The following is a 19437-nucleotide window of genomic DNA, read 5'->3' on the forward strand; positions in this document are numbered from 1 at the left end:
GGGTATGGCTCGTCAACGTTCGACCGCCGCAAGTGCGGTCCGGGTGCGCGCACATCGCGAGCGGCTCCGCGCCCAGGGCCTGCGCCCCGTTCAAATCTGGGTACCTGACGTCCGATCACCCCAGTTCGCGCAGCAAGCCCATGATCAATCGCTTGCCGTTGCGAACAGCGACGTCGAGTCCGATGATCAAGCGTTCATCGACGCCCTCGGCGAAGAAGAGTGAAACGCGGCGAGATCTGGACCGCTGCCGCCGGCAGCGGGTACGCCGGCAAACCGCGACCGGTCGTCATCATCCAAGACGATCTCTTCGACGCAACCGCTTCGGTCACGGTCTGCGCGTTCACCACTGACGACACCGATGCTCCACTGTTTCGCATCCCTGTCGCCGCCGACGAGACCACCGGCATCCGCCAACCGAGCCGGCTCATGGTCGACAAGATCACGACCGTCCCGCGCTCCAAACTCGGCGAACGGATCGGCCGACTTTCCGACGAAGACATGGCCAGACTCGCACGATCGGTCGTCGTCTTCCTCGGCATCGCCACCTCCTGACCATCCGGGAGTTCCTGCACGTTCTGGGCGGGATCGCCCGATCGAACGTGCCGTACTGGAGTGGTCGGAAGCCTCGAGTGGGTCCGTCGTTACGAGCGGATCCGAGGCTGGACAGTCGATCGGCGACGGCAGCCCACGCATGCCTCGCTCGACACCGGTGTCTGGTGATTGTGCACCGCCAGTGCGCTCAACGATGTGCGCTCAGGTGACATTCGAGTCGTGAGTCGATCGATTCTGATCGGGCGATGCCACGGACTGCGGGGCGGCGTTGGTCAGTTCCAGGGATTGAGGACGTCGACCCCGTCGAAGCGCCTGAAGTCCTTGAGGTCTCGCGTCACGACAGTCATCTCGTGAACCAGGGCGGTCGCGCCGATGAGGGCATCTCGGAACGGCGCCGGGTCGGGCACGTGGAGGGCGGCGGCGCTACGTGCCACCCGCTCGTCCACCGCAATCACCCGGCTCTTGAACGCAGCGGCAACGCTCTGGTCGAGCCACTCACGAACCATCGCTCCTTGCGTTGGGTCGGAACGCTCCATCAGCAACACGCCGTGCTCGAGTTCTTGGATCGTGATCGCGGAGATGAACAACTCAGCTGACGAAACCTCTTCCGCCCACGCGGCAACGCCGGGGTTCGCCTTGCCGCTTCGCACCTTGCGGAGTTCGGACACGACGTTCGTGTCGAGCACGAACATCACTCAAAGGCTGCCGGTTGTGCAGCTTCGATGTTCTTGGGAGCCACGAACTCGATATCCGCGACTCCTGCAGGCTCGGCAAGCAGGTCGATTGCCCTGTGCGGAGCAATGAGTTCCTCGTAGGAGTCGAAGCTCAGCAGTACGTGTGCGGGTCGGCCCCGGTCGGTGATGTAGACCGGACCGTTCTCCGATGCCTTCTTGGCGCCGCTGGTGTCTTGATTGAATTCTCGGCTACTCATCTGCGTCGCCATCACGCCTCCATGTAGTTACATCTCTACATTAGGGCTGTCGTCGGCCAGTCGCAACCGTTTCCAGCTTGATTGGGCGTCCAACGAGCCTGCGCACCGACGAACGTCGCTGCCGCGAACCCATCCAGGACCGGCAGCGGCGAGCGCTCACCAACGCGTCTCGAATTCTTGGCACAATCTGATCGGCTAGCCGAGCACCGACTTGCCGATCGCGGATGGGTGCCGGGCTCTAACCAACGTGTCGATCTGATCGCTGTGGATTCAGCGCTTCAGGATTGCATACGCTCGCCATGTGGAGAGTCCGATCGAAGTGTCGATGATGTCGAAAGGGCAACACGCAGACGTTCTCGAACAGCTTCGCTGGGCAGCGCTCGAAGAGGCACCGCTCTGGGAAGTTCCGTTGGGTTGTACCGACCTGGTTCGAGGTGGCCCAATCGAACACGGACCCTGGTTGCCGGGTGATTGCTCTGACGTGCTGGTGCGATGGCTCGATCAAGGGCTCATTGGCTTGTTCGTCGCCTTGCCGGGGCAACCTCCCGAGGATGTGAAGGCTACGGCGGCGCTAGCCCTCTTGAGCTCTCCGGCAAGGTGGAACGACGATCGGCACACGTTCCTGTTCGCTCCCGAGCACGCACGACGCACTGATCGCGGCGCCTGGAGCTGACAGGCCGCGCCAGATCATCCCGAGTTCGGAGCAACCGGCCAGGGTCAGCGCATATCGTCATCCACGAGTACTTCGCGGCCCACGCGCTATCCGGCCATTTCGATCGGTTGGAGGTAGCCCATAACGACGGTCCATCCGAGCTCAACGGGCGTGCCCGAAGTGCTGATCAGGGACGTCCCGAATGGTGCCTGACACGGCACTCGCTCTCCGCCTGTTCTCGTTTTGTTCTCGTTCAGCTCTCGGTCGCGTGGCTCCATCCGACATCTCGTCGGGTGCGTCGTCCCACGTGAGGCACGTGCACGTCGAGGAACGTTTCGGGGGCGCGCAAGTTACCGGTCAGTAAGTGATCGATTCATGGGAGAATGGCCGTCATGATCTTTGACGGCCACGTCCATCAGCTTCCCGACATCGATCCGACGGAGACGCAAGAGTGGCTCGACAGCCTCGATGCTGTCGTCGACACTCACGGCAAGACCCGTGCTCGTTACCTACTTTCGCGCTTGATGCAGCGCGCGAACGAATCGCAGGTGTCGTTCCCCGCCACCGTGTCGACCCCCTACGTCAACACGATCCCCCGCGAGGAAGAGCCGTGGTTCCCCGGCGACGAGCACATCGAGCGACGGATCCGAGCGTTCATCCGCTGGAACGCGGCGATGATGGTCGTCAAGGCGAACAAGGCAGCCGACGGCATCGGCGGCCACCTGTCGACGTTCGCCTCGTCCGCCGCGCTGTACGAGATCGGCTTCAACCACTTCTTCCGCGGCAAGGACGACGGCACGCCCGGCGACCACGTCTACTTCCAAGGCCACGCGGCACCCGGCGTCTACGCCCGAGCCTTCCTCGAAGGCCGACTCGAAGCCGACGACCTCGACCACTTCCGACGTGAGATCGGCCGCGACGGCAAGGGCCTGTCGTCGTACCCGCACCCACGGTTGATGCCCGACTTCTGGGAGTTCCCCACCGTGTCGATGGGCCTCGGCCCGATCACCTCGCTCTATCACGCACGGTTCAACCGCTACCTCCACAACCGCCAGATCGACGACACCTCGGGCAGCCGGGTGTGGGCGTTCCTCGGCGACGGCGAATGCGACGAGCCCGAAACCCTCGGCGCGATCTCGCTCGCAGCACGCGAGCAACTCGACAACCTGGTGTTCGTCGTCAACTGCAACCTGCAGCGCCTCGACGGCCCGGTGCGCGGCAACGGCAAGATCATCCAGGAACTCGAAGCGGTGTTCCGTGGCGCTGGCTGGAACGTCATCAAGGTGATCTGGGGCTCGAAGTGGGACGAACTCCTCGCGCAAGACAAAGACGGCGTGCTGCTCAACAAGATGAACAACACCGTCGACGGTGAGTTCCAGCGCTACGCGGTCGAAGACGGTGGCTACGCCCGCGACAACTTCTTCGGCCCTGACGAGCGGCTCCGACAGATGGTGTCGCACCTGTCCGACGACGACTTGCGCCACCTCCCGCGCGGCGGTCACGACTACCGCAAGCTGTACGCCGCGTACAAGGCCGCCACCGAGAACCTCGGCTCGGGTCGCCCCACCGTGATCCTCTGTAAGACCGTCAAGGGCTGGACGCTCGGCCCAGGCTTCGAGGGCCGCAACTCGACGCACCAGATCAAGAAGATGACCAAGCAGCAGATCGTCGACCTGCGCGACCGCCTGTATCTGCACGATGAGATTCCGGCCGACTCGATCGAGGCCGACAACCCGCCGTACTTCAAGCCGGCGATCGACTCCATCGAGTACCAGTACATGATGGAGCGCCGCAAGGCACTGGACGGATCGCTGCCCAAGCGGACCACCACGGTGCGGCGTGCGATGTCGCTCCCCGACCCGGCGACATACGCCGAGATGTGGGGCGGGTCGGGCAATCAGGAAGTCTCGACCACGATGGGCTTCACCCGTCTGCTGCGCAGCCTCGCCCGCGACGAGCAGATGGGCAAGCGCGTCGTCCCGATCATCCCCGACGAAGCCCGCACGTTCGGCATGGACTCGTTGTTCCGCGAGATCGGGATCTACGCATCGCAAGGCCAGAAGTACCAGCCGGTCGACCACGACCTGCTGCTCTCCTATTCGGAGTCGGCGCAGGGCCAGATCCTCGAAGAAGGCATCACCGAGGCCGGTTCGATGTCGAGCTTCATCGCGGCGGGCACCTCGTACGCCACTCGTGGCGTCCCGATGGTGCCGTTCTACACGTTCTATTCGATGTTCGGGTTCCAGCGGGTCGGTGACCTGATCTGGCAGGCGGCCGACATCCGCGCTCGCGGCTTCCTCATGGCTGCGACAGCGGGGCGCACCACCCTGATGGGCGAAGGGCTCCAACACCAAGACGGACACAGTCTCGTACTCGCGTCGACGGTGCCGTGCGTCCAGGCCTACGACCCGGCCTTCGCCTACGAGGTCGCGGCCATCGTCGAGGCAGGCATCGAGCGCATGTACGGCGGCAGCACCGACGCGAACTGGACCGACGTCTTCTACTACATCACCCTGTACAACGAGAACCACGAGATGCCCGCGCTGCCCGAGGTCGACGGCATCAAGGACGCGATCGTCGAAGGCATCTACCGCTTCGCTGACGCTCCCGATCTCGGCGAGGGTGCCGAAGACTCGGCGAAGCGGGCGACGATCCTGTTCTCGGGTTCGGCGAACCTGGCCGCGCGCCACGCGGTCGACGAGCTGGCCGAGCACTTCGGCGTGGCCGCCGAGCTGTGGTCGGTCACGTCGTACAAGGCGCTGCGCGAAGAGGGGCTCGAAGCCGAACGCGAGAACCGGCTCCACCCGAGCCGTGATCGCCGTGTGCCGAGGGTGGCTCAGATCCTCGACGGAGCGCCTGGGCCGATCACCGCAGTGTCGGACTTCATGGCCGTGGTGCCCGATCAGATCCGCCAGTTCCTGCCGGGTCGCACGTTCACCACACTCGGCACCGACGGAATGGGTCGCTCTGACACTCGTGAGGCGCTGCGACGCCACTTCGAGATCGATACTGGCAACGTCGTCGTGGGCGTGCTCTACGGCCTCGCCCAGGACGGGCTCATCGAGGCGTCGGTCGTGGACGACGCGATCGCCCGCTACGACATCGATCCCGACGCCGTCAATCCCTACATCGTCTGAGCGACAGAGTGGGTCAGACCCACTCTGTCGCTCGCCGGTAGATTCGACGTATGGCTGCGGGAACTCTCTACATCACCGGCGACAAGGCGGCAGACAAGCTGCTCAACTCCAACGCGAACGCGCTCTTGCTCGGCATGTTGCTCGATCAACAGGTACCGATGGAGTGGGCCTTCAAGGGGCCACACACGCTCAAGCAGCGGCTGGGGCATCTCGATCCGAAGAAGATCGCAGCGATGGACGTCGACGAGTTCGTGTCGGTGTGCTGCGAGACACCGGCGATTCACCGCTTCCCCGGCTCGATGGGCAAACGCGTGCACGCGGTGTGCACCGCGCTCGTCGACGACTACCGGGGGAGCGCCGCGAACATCTGGAAGGGTGTCGAAGACGGCAAGGAGATCTACCGGCGGCTCAAGGCGCTGCCCGGCTTCGGCGACGAGAAGTCGAAGATCTTCGTGGCGTTGCTCGGCAAGACCCAGCAGGTGCAGCCCGCTGGCTGGCGTGAAGCGGCCGGTAAGTTCGGTGACGACGTGCCGCGGTCGGTCGCCGACGTCCACGACGAGATCTCGCTCGGCAAGGTACGCGACTGGAAGAAGGCACAGAAGGCCGCCAAGAAAGACAAGCAGGACAACCCGATCACCTGAGCCGGCCCGTCACGGTTTGTGTCGAACACCAACCGTTTCGCCTTCAGCGGCGGAGCCGGTTGGCTGCGTCAGCGATCCGGCGGATCGCCTTGATCGGCCGACGCTGCAACTCGGCGTTGAGCGATGCCGAGTCGACCCGAAGTGCCTCGATGTCACGCTCCAGTTCGGCAACGCGCGCGTCGGATATCCGCAGCGCTCGCAGGATCGTTGCGACCTCGACGGCCGCTCCCGGACCCGCCAGCAGCGGCGCCGACCCGAGGCGTTCGAGCGTCTCCCGTGCTGCGTCGTCCGAGCGCCGCCACCCGGCCGGCGCCGCCACCGTGCCATCTCGGGTGTCGACGACGCCGCACACCATCGTCGCCTCGACCAGCAGTGCATGCGCGTCGAGATCCATCGGACTCGTCGGGATCTGCGTACTCGTCTCGCGCAGAAACGCCGTCGGGAACGCGATGGCCGCCGACGGCGTCACCTCGGCCAGGTAGTGATCGAACAGCGCAAACCGCGCCGGCCACTCGATGTCGAGGCCAGCGCGACCGGACTCGGCTCCGGCCAGCGCGTCGTGGTCCGGGGCCAACGGACCCGAGCGGACGGTTGCGGCCGGGTAGCGGCGTGCGACGGCGAGGAACTGCTCGGCCCAGTCGCCAGCGAGACGTTCGCCGCCGCGCAAGATGGCGACGTACGAGGTCGGGATCGACGCGATGACCGACTCGAGATCGTCGACCGTGCGGAGTCGGATCGTCTCGACCGGGCCGCTGGTCTGCGCGGCCAGTTGCTCGGCGAGCGCATCGTGATCGCCGTCGGAGCAGTCGGCTGCGACCAGCGCGGTCACCGCGTGCCGAGGCCGCGGCGGCACCGTGGCGAGCAGCGTCGGCTCGACCGCGCGATGCAGGTCGGGGGCGAACAGGCGGACGAACTGGAACGTGTCGCCGTGCGCATCGCCGAGCGCGCGAACCTGCCGCAAATGGCTCCCGAGCAACGCCCCGTCCGACAGCATCGGGTGCACGTCGGGCCACTCCTGGTCCGACTTCGGCGACGACACGTCGTGGCGCGCCACTTCGACCATCGCGACCGATCCGAACATCGCGCCGACGGTGCGATCGGTGAAGAAACGGAGATGCGTGTGGTCGAGCAGCCCCGACGGGGTCATGTCGAAACGACCCGACAGCAGTTTGAGCACCACGTCGGCGTGGCTGACGTTGGGCAGGCTCACACCGAACAGCGGCACGCGACGTTCGGTCATCCACGTCCGGATGCCCGCCAGGGTGAGATGCGGGGTGACGAGGTGCTCGAGCACGTCGAGCGCGAGCACGGCCGACACCTGGTCGGCGTCGGGGCCGGGGCCAGCGGCGCTTTCGGGGTCGCCCGCCGCGTGCTCGGGCGCTGCGTCGACGACCGAGGTCATCGCGTCAAGCAGTGCAACGACGTCGTTGGCATCGGCGACCGCTGCTTCGAAGCCGCGTGTTCGGAGATGGGCGACCGCGTCCGGGTCGGCATCGACGCCGACGTAACGGAACCCGCGCTGCTCGAGGCGCTCGGCGTGGGGCGCGTAGCCGCAGCCGACGTCGACGATGATGCCGTTCGGCGCGTGTTCCATCAACAGCTCGACGATGTGCCCGTGCGACGACTCCCACGAGAAGGGCACGTTGTAGATCGGACGCGCGGAGGTCGACGGCTCGTCATCGGCCGTCACGTCGCCGGTCGCGTCGGCCGTCACGTTGCCGGTCGCGTCGGCCGTCACGTTGCCGGTCGCGTCCTGGCCAGGAGGCGTCGGGCCAGCCATCAACGTTGGACCTTCGCTCGAACGCGTGCCACGTAGGGCGCGGCTTCACGGCGGGCACGCCCGGCCAGACGCCGGGGAAGGCTGCGTCGGGACGCGCCGCCCTGGTCCGGTTCGACGGCGTCGCCGGATCCCTCTGCGGGAGGCGACCACCGATCGCCGAGGACGTCCACCACGCTTGGGTCGTGGTCGAGCCAGTGCCGATACCGCACCGCGTCATTGCCGTCACGCTGGGGAAACGCGGCGCGGAGATCGGGACGCGAGTCGTAGAGGCCGACCTCGAGACGGGTGAAGCGGATGTCGTCGGTCCCGGCCAGATCCTCGGCCAACCATGCTTCGAAGCGATCGGCGGTCGAACCGAATGCCATCGGCGCCGACGTGTTCCACTCCCCCGCTTCGGTGCCGGTGCGAGCCCCATTGAGGAGCTGCCGACGACTGATCGATCGCACCAGCGGTGTCAGGTCGTGGCCGGTCGCCGAGGTGTTCCACTGATACGGGGTCGTGCGCCGCGCATGATGCCCGTTCGCCTCGAGCGCAGCGCCGTAGCTGTCCGCGAGCGAACGGATCACCGATCCCGCGGCGTGCGCGGTCCGCGGTCGCTCCTGGTGCTTCGAGAAACGATCGGGCTGCGACGGGTCATACCCGCTGAAGTGGATGAAGCGCAGTGGCGCCCCGTTCGAGGTGACGACCCCACCGGTCATGTCGCCGTGCGGTCCAGCCGCTTCGCCCGACTCGATCGGCGTCACCGCGAGCTCGCGTTCGTGGATGTTCCACCAGGCGATGTTCATGCCCGGGTCCCGGCACACCTGGCAACCGAACAGCGCTGGCACCCAGTCGATCCAACGCTGGTCGGTGAACAGGTTGGCTTCGACGTCGCTGACGGAATCGACGAGCAACCGCTCTTGCCACCAGTCGAGGAAACCCGTTGCGCCGCGACCGACGGCGATGAAGCCGAGGTTGAAGATGCCCGACTGCATGATCATCCGTTCGTCGGGCGCCGTGCCGTCACGCGGGATCGGCGCGAGCACGTGAGGGGTGAGCACGATCCCCGACGTCAGCGCAGGTTGCATCAGGTCGCCGAATGGGGCGTAGACGTAGATGTCCGGGTCGAGATACACCGCGATCGGATCGTCGGCGAGGAGCAGCTTCAAGAACGACGGCTTGACGGCGGTGCTGAGCTCCATCACGTCGTAGATCGTCCTCATCATGTCGAGCTCGGTGTCGCCGAGCTCGAGGTCGCTGAGGCGCACGATGTCGAAACCGCGCTCGGGCTCCGCTCCCTCGCCCGGGTTCGTCACGGTGCCGCCGAGCTCACCGACCGGCAGGTCGTCGACGACGAGGATCGCGAACGAATCGTCGGGGTGTTGCGCCAGGAACGACTCGGCCAACAGCCGTGCCATCTCCAGGTAGTTCGAGGCCACGATCGTGCCGGCACGCATCGTTGCGAGGCTAGCGTCCGCGCCGCGAACGCTGACCCGAAGCGCCGCTTGCGACGAGCCGACCCCATCGGGCGCAGCGGCTCGCACAGTGTCGGGGATCGCAGCTGGTACGCGCTTGGCTCGGCGACAGGCGGTCGCTGATATCGTCCGGTCCCGCTTGGCCATTCACTGCGACGACCTGAACCTGCTCTACCTGTGCACGGCGAAGACCGGCAGTACGTCGGTGTCGTCGGCACTGATCGACCAGCTCGGTGGACGCTGGGTGCCCCGCGACCACATCTGGGACGGCGATCGCATCCTGGTCGACTTCAAGCACTCGAGTCTGCAGGATCTCGTCGACGTCGACCTGTTCGATCGTGCCGAGTTCGAGTCGATGCACGTGGCACTGACCGTCCGCAATCCGTTCGCGTGGGTGCTGTCCGATTACCGCTATCGACAGCGCGTCGTCCGAGAGGCGCAGGATCTGGGCGCAGCGACCCCGAATTGGATCCGGTCCCGACAGGACCTGGTCGAACGCGCCGCCGACGTGTCGTTCGACGAGTTCGTCCGCAACGAACTGACGGGGCGAACCGACAGCATGTTCGGCCGCTACGTCGAGGGGTTCCGCGACCTGCCGTCGCTCACGTATCTGAAGATCGAGTCGATCGACGCCGATTTCAACGCATTGCTCAGCGGGCTCGGCGTGGGATGGCACCTGTCGTTTCCGCACGACAACGCCACCTCCGGGCCTGGCTACCGCTCGGTCTACTCCGACGAGGGCCGTGCACTCGTCGAAGCCGCCTTCGCCGACGACCTGGCGATGTTCGACTACCGGTTCTGATACACCCGCGCCGCAAACCCGATCTCGGCCCCAAATCGCGCCGCGCGAATTCGATCTCGACCCCGAATCGCGCCAGCACCTGGTCCAAAACCGGGTCGAGATCGAAACGAGCGAGCGGGCGGCGGTGTCGTCAACGCTGGAGGTCGAGGAGATCGACGAGGCGTTCGACGAACTCCGTTTCGCCCGGCATGGCCAACATCGCCGCTCGCGCCGCCTGCCCGTAGCGTCGGCACAGGTCCGGATCAGCGGCGAGTCGCCGCATCGCGTCGGCGGCGTCCGCCACACGCGGTTCCGCCCACGTCGCTGCGGCGGGATACGGCGCAAGGCCCGGTCCGACCGGCACCATGTCGGCGTCGATCAGGATCGCCGACCGCTCGTCCATGAAGTCGAGGTTGCCCGAGTAGTTGGTCGCGATGATCGGCCGCTCCAGCCACATCGCCTCGGCAAGATGCAGACCGACGCCCTCGCTGCGATGCAGCGACACGAGCGCATCGAACGCCCCGATCAGCGCGACGTGGTCGGCGATCGGCAAGAGCTCGTCCCAGATCACGATGTCTTCACGCCCCGCGGCCTCGACCAGCAGCCGCTCGTGGTCGGCCCAACACGTGGCCGCGTTGATCGTCTTCACCACCAGCATCGGACCGGCGCCGGTCGAGTCGGGTTCGAACGCGTGGCGGAACGCGCGGATCGCCGCGACCGGATTCTTCCGCTCCGTGATGCTGAGGTGATCGAGCACGACGCCGAACACGAAGCGGTCGTCGGCGTCGGCAAGCGGCGGGAACGTCGAGCGGGCACGCCCCGAGCTCGTCGGCTCGGTGAAGGGCACGTGGACGTGATGCACCGGGACGCCGAGCCCGCGGAACGGATCGGCCATGAACGTCGTCGTCCCCCAGATCTGGTCGACGTGCTGGTGGCCGACGGGGGTGGCGCCGTCGATCGTCTCGAGCTCCCACGACCACATCCCGATGACCTGCTGGCCATCACCGAACATCTCGGGGATGTCGTTGCGCAGGTGGTTGAACTGGTCGCCGTTGACGAACGCGAGGCTGTTGGCGAACTCGATGCGCTGATCGGTCACGGGCTCAGGGACGATGGGCGGACTCCATGTCCGCTCGTAGGCGACCGTCGTGTACGGGACGCCCTGCCGGTCGAGGATGCCTGCCACGCGTCGCCCGACGTTGGAGACACCCGACTGATGCTTGAAGTAGCCGACGAGATTGACGCCGTCGAGCCGCTGGCCGGTGCGTGTGACCGACGAGGTGGAGCGCAGCACCGATGGGTCGATCATCACCGGCGCGTCACCGTCGACGGCGGCGCGCCGCGCCCACGCTCCGAACCGGTCGGCATCGAGGCCGGTCGGGTGCGGGAACACGTGCTGGAGATCGGGTCGTTCGCGATGCAGATCGGTCCAGTACCGAGCGTGCAGCCAAGCGCGGAACTCGCTCGCATCGCTCCAAGGCCGGTGCGGCAGCGCCGTGTGGTCCCGAGCGATCCGCCGAAGCGGCTTGTCGATCTCGATGCCGCCCGGAAGCCGGAGTGGCTCGGTGCTCCCGGCCAGTTGCTCGGCCGCCTCGGCAACAGCTGCGAGACGCTCGGCGGTTCCGAGCGAGACGCGCGGCGGGCCGTCGAGGGTGGCATCAGCCAACCACGGCGTCGCCTGGTCGTGATGCGGTAGATCGAGCAGATGCGCACGGGTGTCGGGCCAGCGCCAGACGGAGGCACCGATGCGCGGATCGTCGCACGTTCGCGACGGGAAGTAGCCCGCCGCCAACTCGAGGAGCCGAGCAGCCGGGACACCGAACTCCAGACGTGACGGCACGATCAGCCGGTCGTGCAACCAGGTGATCGCGGCCTGCGTTCCCACGCCGAAGGCGGCGACCGAGTCACTCACCGCGCCTTCTTCCGCGAGCGCGTCCATCGCCGGGTGACGCCCCGGTTGATCCGGTGGGTCGAGGAGGCGTGGCACGACAACGATCTCCCCCTCGGCGGGTACCAGCGACGACACGTCACCGAGCACCGCGACCCCGCAGACCAGCACGATCGCCGGGTGCTGCGAAGACGGATGTCGGTCACTGGAATCGTCGGATCGCGCAGTGAGCGCGGTCGTGGCGACGAGCCAGGGAACGCCGTCGGCGTCGACGCGCAACAGGTCACCTTCGTCGACGTCGACGTCGAGCCAGCGCCCAGCGGCGAGCGCGGGGCGAAGTTGCGGGTCGGCCGCCCAGACCGGAAAGGCGACCCAGTCCGGGTGAGCAGCAGCGAGCGCTGCCAGCAGGGGCTCGGGTCGGCGACTTCCCGGCGGTACGACGACGAACACGTCGACCCGCGACGTCGGGTTCGCTCCGGTCACGGCCATCACGCCGGGGCCGCCGCGTCGGGCGCATCCGCCACGTCGGGCGCATTCGCCACGTCGAGCGCATCCGCTACGTCGAGCGCATCCGTCGCGTTCGCCGCATCGGATCGTCGTCGATGGCCGAACGCGGCGAAGTCGGCGGCGTAGATCCGTTCGATCGACGCGACCACGTCCGGTGCGAGGAAGTCGTCGGCGTGTGGGAGCGGTGGGCCCTCAGCGATCGTGATCCTCGGTTGCAGATCGGCGATCGCGGAGGCATCGGCAAAGCGATGGGCCGAGCGCTGGACATGATGCGGTGGCTGCGGAAGCGAGCCGAGGTCGACATGGTCGAGTCCGAACCGGCGCTCGACCGCAGCGAGGTCGTCGGCCAACGATTCGAGTCGCAGATACTCGAGGTCGTCGATCTCGGCGTCGAGCGCTGTCAATTGGCTCGCGAGATGGTCGTCGACGAGGTCGATGTCCTGCGTCTCCAACCAGGCCAGGAACTGTCGGAACGAAAACGAGTATCCGACGTCGTCGGTGCCATAGACCATCCGTCGGATCGCTGCCCGCATCGGCAGCGTGTCGTGGGTTGCGCCGTCGGGGATCTCGAGCAGGCTCAGGTACGAACTCACCGCCCGCTGATACGGATCACGCACGAGCTTGAACGCCGGGACGCCGGACTCGAGCCAGTCACGCAGGTGCTCCGCCTGTGCGGGCCGACGGAGCATGACCTCGCGCTCGTAGTCGTGGACCCAGCGTCCGTACGCCACCGCTGCGTCGAGTTGCCCGGCATGCGCGAGAAACCAGGTGAGCAGCGTCGTACACCCCGACTTCTGCGACCAGAGCAGCACGAACGGCACCGACTCGTCGTGGTACGGAGTTCGGCGGTCGAGCAACATCGGATCGATCGACCGCTGCGGCGTCGCGATCGAACGGCGTGAGCGGAACCAACGTTTCACGATGGCGTCACGCAGATCGTTCGGCCGCGGCGAGACGGGCCGAGACGTCGTCGAGCACCACCGACACCGACGCACGGATCTCGGCCATGTGCGCGTCTTGCGTCGCCTGCATCGCATCGAGCTGTTGCTGCAGCGACTGGATCGACCGTTGCATCTCGTCGATCCGGGCGGGGCCCGACAGCATCCACGAGATCCGTGACTTCACACCCATGTGCTCACGGTACCCGCCGCTCGGTGACCAGCGCGTGCTCCTCGAGCCGGGCTGGCTCGACGCCGACGAGCGCCGCGATCGCAGCTCCGACCTCGGCCCGGGCCGGCTGAGCCTCCATCCGTGACCGTGCCGCGCCAGCGATCGAGTCTCGTAGGGCGCAATCGTCGGCGAGTCGTGTCATCCACGCTGCGGCCTGGTCGAGATCGGGGTCGGCCCACTGCGACGAGTCGGGGTACGCCCCGTGGCCGTTGGTGACGGCGATGAGCCGGGCACCGACGAGCGCTGCGGACTCGTCGTCCATGAGGTCGAGGTTGCCCGACCATCGGGTGGCGAGCACCGGCGTGTCGACCCACATCGCCGTCGCCAGGTGCAGGCCGAGCCCTTCGCTGCGGTGCAATGACACGTAGACGTCGGCGGCGGCGATGAGCGCATCGAGTTCGACGTCGGTGACGTAGCGGTCGACGACCGTGATCGACGGGTCACCGCCGGCTGCGTCGAGGATCCGCTGGAGATCGTCGGGGCGCTGGTCGCCGTTGAGCGTCTTGATCACGAGCCGGACGCCACGGCCGTCGGAGGAGCGTCCGTCGGGAAACGCTCGCCGGAACGCCTCGATCACGCCGAACGGGTTCTTGCGTTCGACGACGCTGAACAGGTCGAGGCTGGCGACGAACAACACCGTCGGCTCGTCTGAGCCGTGATTCGTGTCGTGATCTGAGCCGGATGCCGCAGGCGCAGCGAGCAGGGTCGAGCGCCAGGCAGCGACGGACTCGGCGTCGATCTCGGGGCGTTCGATCCGGGTCGGAACCCTCCGCACCGGCGTCGACCCATCGACCGCTGCCGCGTAGGCATCGTGCACGAAGGTCGTCGGGGTCCAGATCTCGTCGACGAGGCCGATCGCGTAGCGGTGCTCGTCGGGGACGTCGGCGAGTTCCCAGAACCAGTAGCCGATCAGACGCTGCTGCGCGGCTCGGACCTCGGGCAGCGCGTCGAGCGCGCCGGGGAGTTGCGGGGCGGTCACGACCGCGATCGTGATGGAATGCAACGTGGCCGGTATGGGTGCGGGCGGGCGCAAGGTCGGGCTGCCGGTGGCGGCCACGTCGACGGCGACGCACGGCACCCCAGCGGCGACCAGCGACGTGTGGATCTCGCGAGCGATCGCCCCGAGCCCGCTCGCCGCATGGTGGTACCCGACGACGTTGATCCCCACCGACCCGTCACGGTTTGTGTCTGACACCGACCGAGACGGGTCGTCGGCGACGTGGGTCGTCGCCCACGCGAGCAGGCCGACCGACGCAGCGAGGTGCATCACCAGCAAGACGACCGGCGGGACGACCGTGTCGTAGGTGTTCCAGTCGAGTGGGTTCATCGACCCGCTGAGACCGACGCCGAATCGGCGCATCATCGTCGCGAGCGCGACGTTGGCGACGATCAACCCGATCGACGCGACGATCACCCCGATGCGGCGACTCTGCGCTCGGTCGAGGCGCACCGCACCGAGCACGAGCGGGACACCGACGAGCAACGGGACGTAGTAGCGGCCTTGCCAGTACAGGCCGGACGGATCGTTCTGCAGCATCGACAGCGTCCACGACGCCGCGATGCCGACGCCGAGTACCGCCGCCGCACCGCCTGCGAGCCGCCATGTACCGGTGACGACCACCGCTCCGGCCAGGAGGCCGAGCCCGATCACCCACAGGTAGACGAACGGCGTCGGCACCGGAGTGTCGAGCCAGCCCAGCACCCCGATCGTTTCGGTCAGGTCGAGCCCGGTCTGGCCGATGGTGGCGCGCAGCACGCCGCGATCGAAACCGGACGAACGCCGCGACATCACCGCCAGCATGACGAACGGGATCAGCGCGGCGACGCCGCCGATGGCAGCGGCGCGGCGGCCTCGGGTAGCGAGGAGGGGGCTGCGCCAGACGCGACGGGCGACGGCCGCGGCGACGATCGTGAGCGGCGCGGCGAACAGCGCCATCGACGCATTGGTCTGACTGCGCCACGCCCAGGCCAACGTGGCGAGCGTCGAGACAGCGATGACGACGAGTGGGCCTCGACCGATCCGACGCAGCACGCGACGAATGTCGTGGTCGACGATCAGGATCGCGAGCGCGACGACGAGCGAGGCGTAGACGAGGCCGTCGCGCCGCGGCAGCACCATCGCGGCCCAGCCGATCGCCAGCAGCCACGCGGTCGCCCGCGCGGTCGTCGCAGGTCTCTCGGCGGCAACCGATCGTTCCTCGAGCGTCACCGAACCGCCCGGTACTGACGCGGGGGCTGGCGCGAGGGACAGAGCGAGCAGCGCGCTCCACACGGCGATGCCACCGGCGATCACCGTGCCCGACGGGTTGACGACGCCGAGCATGAACCACACGATCGGCGTGACGGCGAGCACGGTCGCGCCGAACGGGGCCCAGCCGCGACGCGCAGCGAGCAGCAGCGAGCCGACGATGAGCGCGGCGGGCAGCAGCGCGTCGAAGAGGCGCATCGACCAGTCGTGCGTGGATCGAGGAAGCAAGGAGCCGGTACCTGCGGCGAGGTGCCCCCAGATCGGGTAGTCGGTCGCGCGGGTTCCGAGTTCGGCGTTGCCGGGTGGCGGGTCGAGCGACGTCGCGCACGTCGCCGGCACCTCCGGCTGGAATGCGTAGCAGCCGGGGTCGGGGAAGCCGATCGTGGCAGGCAGGTCGAACCCGCTGTAGGTCGACGTGCCAGGCACCCGGTCACCGTCGAGCATCCCGCGCACGAGCCCGGCGGCGCGCACGGCGTGCGTCGGCTCGTCAGGGCCCGCCGACGGTGGTGTCGCCATGATCCACACGGAGACGAGCAGCACGAACAGCACGGCGAGCAGCGGCGCGCCACGTCGCAGGTTCACGCGCCACGCCCCCGGTGACGCCGAGCGCGTTCGACCAGCGCGCGCGGGAGCCGTGCGAGGCCGCCGAGCAGCGCACGCCGATGCGCGGCCGTCGGTTCGTGTCGGAGGCGCCGAACCGACAACCACCACGCTCGTCCGAGCATCGGCCACGTCCCGAAGCGAGCGACCGTCACGAGGCGATTGCGTTCCTGCAGAGCCCGCCCGCCGTCGTCCAGCGATGCCGTGGTCGCGCCCATCTCGTGTTCGACGACCGAGGCCGGCACGCACGCGTATCGCCAGCCGCGCTCGGCGCCGCGCAACGCCAGGTCGACGTCTTCGTAGTACAAGAAGTAGCGCTCGTCGAACCCGCCGACCTCGTCGAGAAACGCGCGCCGTAGCAGCACCGCGCCGCCGGTGAACATCTCGATCGGCGACACGACCGACGCTGGATCATCGACAGGCCGGCCGGATGCGGCGACGGCGTCGGGCGTTCGGTACCCGAGGTCGCTTCCGGCGCCGTAGCGGTCGATGGTGACGCCCAGGCTGTTGATCAACACCGGGTCGGTACCGGCGAGCAGCAACTTCGGTTGGACCGCGCCGAGTTTCGGATCGCCATCGAGCGCGCTGACGAGCGGTTCGAGCCACCCGTCGCCGACGGTCACGTCGTCGTTGAGCAGCATCACATAGTCGGTGGTGGCGATCGTCGCGTCGCCGAATCCGACGTTGGCGGCCGCACCGAATCCTCGATTGGCGCAGCGTCGACGTGTGACGACCGACGGCGACCCCGGCAGGTCGTCACCGCGGGTCTCGCGGCGATCGTCATGGCCACTGTTGTCGACGACGACCACGCGGCTGTGCGTGGTCGCGGCGACCGCGTCGATGCAGCGCGTCAGCATGGGCCCGGCACCAGCGTGCGTGACGACGACGATCCCGACCCGCTCGTGGAGCCGGCCGTGGCCGTCATGCGTTCGATGCGGATCTTCCGAAACCTGGACGTCCGACAGCTGGACGTCCGGAGGCTGGTGCGCCGGCTCATTCACGCGCTCGCCGCCTGTCGAGCAGCCGGCTGATCGCGTTGGGCCGCGTCTCGACCGGTGGCGCCCCCGATCGCAGCGGACGCTCCATCCAGTCGGAGCGGTTCGGCGCGAGGTTCGGGTTGTAGTACGGATCGTTGTTGATCTCGTAGTGCCAGCGCTGGTTCACGAACTCGTACTCCTCCGGCAGCAGCACGCTGGTTCGAGTGCGACTCTCGAAGTGGTACCACGAGGCGTGCGGCGTCCAGACGACGCGATGCCCATCGGCGCGCAGCTTGAGTGCGAAGTCGACGTCGTTGTAGTTGAGCGGCAGGTCGGTCGAGAACCCACCAACCGCCTCGTACGCGTCGCGGCGCACCACTGCGGCCGCCGCCGTCACCCCGCTCGCCTCCCGCGCCACGGCGAGTGGACGCAGCGGGCTCGGGCCGGTCGCGTCGCTGGCCCAACCGAAGCACGCGTGCATCAGATCGTGGTGATAGACGTGTCCGCCGTGCTGCAGTGTCCCATCACCGAACAGCAGCTTCGCCCCGGCCATCGCTACCCGTCCGTGGGCTCCGTCGGGTCCCTCGGCCGGGCCGAGCACGATCGTCACCAGTTCGTCGATACTCGTGGGCTCGATCAGTTCGGTGTCGTCGTTGAGGAGCAACAGCAGATCGGCGGACGCGGCCTGGACGCCGACGTTCATCTTGGCCGAGAAGTTGAAGTCGCCGGCGAAGGGCACGATCCGCACACGGTCACCGAGCAGGTCGCGCAGGGTCCAGATCACCGCGTTGGGGGTGTCGTCGTCGACCACGATCACGAACTCGAGCGCCGGGTAGGTGGACCGCTCGACGATGCTGCGAACGGCATCGACGACGAACGCTCGAGTCATGCCCCACACACGACCGCTCGATCCGCGGGTCGGGATCACGACGCTGACGAGTGGGGCCGGATCGGGCAGTCGACGCGTCACGCGGGCGACGCCCTCGTGATCGGTGGCGGCGACATCGACCTCGAGACCGATCCGTGCGCAGTGATCGGCAACGGCGCGGCGCCCGGCGTCGAATGCCCACGGCTTGCCAGGGCCCCCACCGGACACGCTCGAGGGCGCCTGGCGCCAGTGGTAGAGCACACGCGGGACGTGCACGACCGGCGTGTGACGTTCGCCGAGGCGCAGGATGAGGTCGTGGTCTTGTGCGCCGTCGAAGCCCTCGCGCAGCCCGCCAGAGTCGGACACCGCGTCACGTCGAGCGACGACGAGGTGGGTGATGTAGTTCTGGTTGCGGAGGCGTTCGGGCGAGAAGTCGGGTTTGTAGCACGGGTCGACGAAGCGGCCGTCGGGTCGGATGAAGTCGTGGTCGCTGTAGCCGACCGCTGCGTCGGCGGAGCGCAGCGCTGCGATCATCGATGCCAGCGCGTCGGGTTCGAGCACGTCGTCGTGGTCGACGAAGGCGACGTACTCGCCGCTGGCACGGGCGAGCGCATCGTTGGTCGCCGCCACGATGCCGCCCTGCTCGGCGCGGGTGACGACGACGGCGCCTCCGGCTGCCGCAGCCGCCTCGGCGAGGATCGATCGGACGTCACCGCTCGTCGACGCGTCGTCGACGAGCACGTGCTCGACGTCGACGCCGAGTTGGTCGGCGACCGATGTGAGGCAGGCTCGAAGGTGCGCCGGATCGGGATCGAACACCGGCGTGACGACCGAAACCGTCGGGGACGCCTCGGACGACGAAGTGGTGGCAGGTCGTGTCACGCGCTGACCGTCAGAAGAAACGCGCCCGCGTCGAGCGGTTGAGACGACTCACGATCGACTTGCCGCGGCCGACGACCATGCGCTGGAAGTGGTCTTGGTCTTGGCGCGCTCGCCCGAGCGCAGCATGCAGTTCGGCGTTCTGGCCGCGCAGCGCGCCAGCGGCCGCCTCGGCTCCCTTGGCGACGTCTCGAGCGGCGAGGAGGTCGAGACGCAAGTCGTCGTACGACTGCTCGGAGGGTCCGACGAGTCGACGCAGGCGGGTCACCTCGGCAAGCAACTCGTCGCGACTCGCGGTCTCGTCGTCGATCATCCCGAGCAGCATACGAGAGCGACAGAGTGGGTCAGACCCACTCTGTCGCTCACTCTGTC

16 protein-coding genes are annotated in these 19437 nt (G+C 67.6%); 5 read left to right on the forward strand and 11 right to left on the reverse strand.

The window, feature by feature from the left end:
- The first annotated feature begins 4 nt into the window (after nt 1-4).
- Nucleotides 5-223 (forward strand): antitoxin MazE family protein, encoded by a 219-nt coding sequence (locus ACE37B_RS05190; RefSeq protein ID WP_409922211.1) that lies wholly within the window; start codon nt 5-7, stop codon nt 221-223.
- Nucleotides 220-552: a type II toxin-antitoxin system PemK/MazF family toxin gene (locus tag ACE37B_RS05195; protein ID WP_409922212.1), complete on the forward strand. Its 333-nt coding sequence runs from the start codon at nt 220-222 to the stop codon at nt 550-552. The genes ACE37B_RS05190 and ACE37B_RS05195 overlap by 4 nt, the downstream gene beginning before the upstream one ends.
- Before the next feature lie 272 nt (nt 553-824).
- Here the strand turns inward: ACE37B_RS05195 and ACE37B_RS05200 are convergent, their stop codons facing one another.
- Complete coding sequence (locus tag ACE37B_RS05200) at nt 825-1244, reverse strand: type II toxin-antitoxin system VapC family toxin (RefSeq protein WP_409922213.1); 420 nt, start codon at nt 1242-1244, stop codon at nt 825-827.
- Nucleotides 1244-1498, reverse strand: coding sequence for a type II toxin-antitoxin system prevent-host-death family antitoxin (locus tag ACE37B_RS05205; RefSeq protein ID WP_409922214.1), 255 nt, complete (start codon nt 1496-1498; stop codon nt 1244-1246). The genes ACE37B_RS05200 and ACE37B_RS05205 overlap by 1 nt, the downstream gene beginning before the upstream one ends.
- Before the next feature lie 1029 nt (nt 1499-2527).
- On the opposite strand from ACE37B_RS05205, the gene aceE reads away from it, so the two are divergent.
- Together aceE and ACE37B_RS05215 are read left to right on the forward strand one after the other, a co-directional pair.
- Nucleotides 2528-5272, forward strand: a complete 2745-nt coding sequence (gene aceE, locus ACE37B_RS05210) for a pyruvate dehydrogenase (acetyl-transferring), homodimeric type (protein ID WP_409922215.1) — start codon at nt 2528-2530, stop codon at nt 5270-5272.
- Nucleotides 5273-5322: 50 nt separating this feature from the next.
- Complete coding sequence (locus ACE37B_RS05215) at nt 5323-5913, forward strand: HhH-GPD-type base excision DNA repair protein (RefSeq protein ID WP_409922216.1); 591 nt, start codon at nt 5323-5325, stop codon at nt 5911-5913.
- Nucleotides 5914-5956: 43 nt separating this feature from the next.
- Here ACE37B_RS05215 and ACE37B_RS05220 read toward each other — a convergent pair whose 3' ends face one another.
- A complete protein-coding gene (locus tag ACE37B_RS05220; RefSeq protein WP_409922217.1) occupies nt 5957-7693 on the reverse strand; it encodes a class I SAM-dependent methyltransferase in 1737 nt (578 codons plus the stop codon).
- Nucleotides 7693-9129, reverse strand: a complete 1437-nt coding sequence (locus ACE37B_RS05225) for a hypothetical protein (RefSeq protein ID WP_409922218.1) — start codon at nt 9127-9129, stop codon at nt 7693-7695. Before ACE37B_RS05225 ends, ACE37B_RS05220 begins: the two co-directional genes overlap by 1 nt.
- A 157-nt stretch (nt 9130-9286) precedes the next feature.
- Between ACE37B_RS05225 and ACE37B_RS05230 the strand changes: the two genes are divergently transcribed.
- Complete coding sequence (locus ACE37B_RS05230) at nt 9287-9949, forward strand: sulfotransferase family 2 domain-containing protein (RefSeq protein ID WP_409922219.1); 663 nt, start codon at nt 9287-9289, stop codon at nt 9947-9949.
- Nucleotides 9950-10079: 130 nt separating this feature from the next.
- Here the strand turns inward: ACE37B_RS05230 and ACE37B_RS05235 are convergent, their stop codons facing one another.
- From ACE37B_RS05235 to ACE37B_RS05265, 7 genes are read right to left on the reverse strand one after another with little or no spacing between them, the layout of a single operon-like run.
- On the reverse strand, nt 10080-12299 hold the full coding sequence (locus ACE37B_RS05235; protein WP_409922220.1) for a hypothetical protein: 2220 nt from the start codon (nt 12297-12299) through the stop codon (nt 10080-10082).
- Nucleotides 12300-12304: 5 nt separating this feature from the next.
- Entirely contained in the window at nt 12305-13243 is a 939-nt protein-coding gene (locus ACE37B_RS05240; protein ID WP_409922221.1) for a sulfotransferase family 2 domain-containing protein, read from the reverse strand.
- A gap of 7 nt (nt 13244-13250) precedes the next feature.
- A complete protein-coding gene (locus tag ACE37B_RS05245; RefSeq protein WP_409922222.1) occupies nt 13251-13454 on the reverse strand; it encodes a hypothetical protein in 204 nt (67 codons plus the stop codon).
- Between the two features lie 4 nt (nt 13455-13458).
- The gene (locus tag ACE37B_RS05250; protein WP_409922223.1) at nt 13459-16323 is read right to left on the reverse strand and encodes a DUF2142 domain-containing protein; all 2865 of its coding nucleotides are present in this window, start codon (nt 16321-16323) and stop codon (nt 13459-13461) included.
- Nucleotides 16320-17342 carry a glycosyltransferase family 2 protein gene (locus ACE37B_RS05255; protein ID WP_409922224.1) on the reverse strand — a complete coding sequence of 341 codons (1023 nt, stop codon included), beginning with the start codon at nt 17340-17342 and terminating at the stop codon, nt 16320-16322. Before ACE37B_RS05255 ends, ACE37B_RS05250 begins: the two co-directional genes overlap by 4 nt.
- Nucleotides 17335-19068: a glycosyltransferase family 2 protein gene (locus ACE37B_RS05260; protein WP_409922225.1), complete on the reverse strand. Its 1734-nt coding sequence runs from the start codon at nt 19066-19068 to the stop codon at nt 17335-17337. Before ACE37B_RS05260 ends, ACE37B_RS05255 begins: the two co-directional genes overlap by 8 nt.
- Nucleotides 19069-19078: 10 nt before the next feature.
- On the reverse strand, nt 19079-19378 hold the full coding sequence (locus tag ACE37B_RS05265; protein WP_409922226.1) for a hypothetical protein: 300 nt from the start codon (nt 19376-19378) through the stop codon (nt 19079-19081).
- Nucleotides 19379-19437 lie beyond the last annotated feature (59 nt).

Source organism: Ilumatobacter sp. (assembly GCF_046290335.1).
Classification (GTDB): domain Bacteria; phylum Actinomycetota; class Acidimicrobiia; order Acidimicrobiales; family Ilumatobacteraceae; genus Ilumatobacter_A.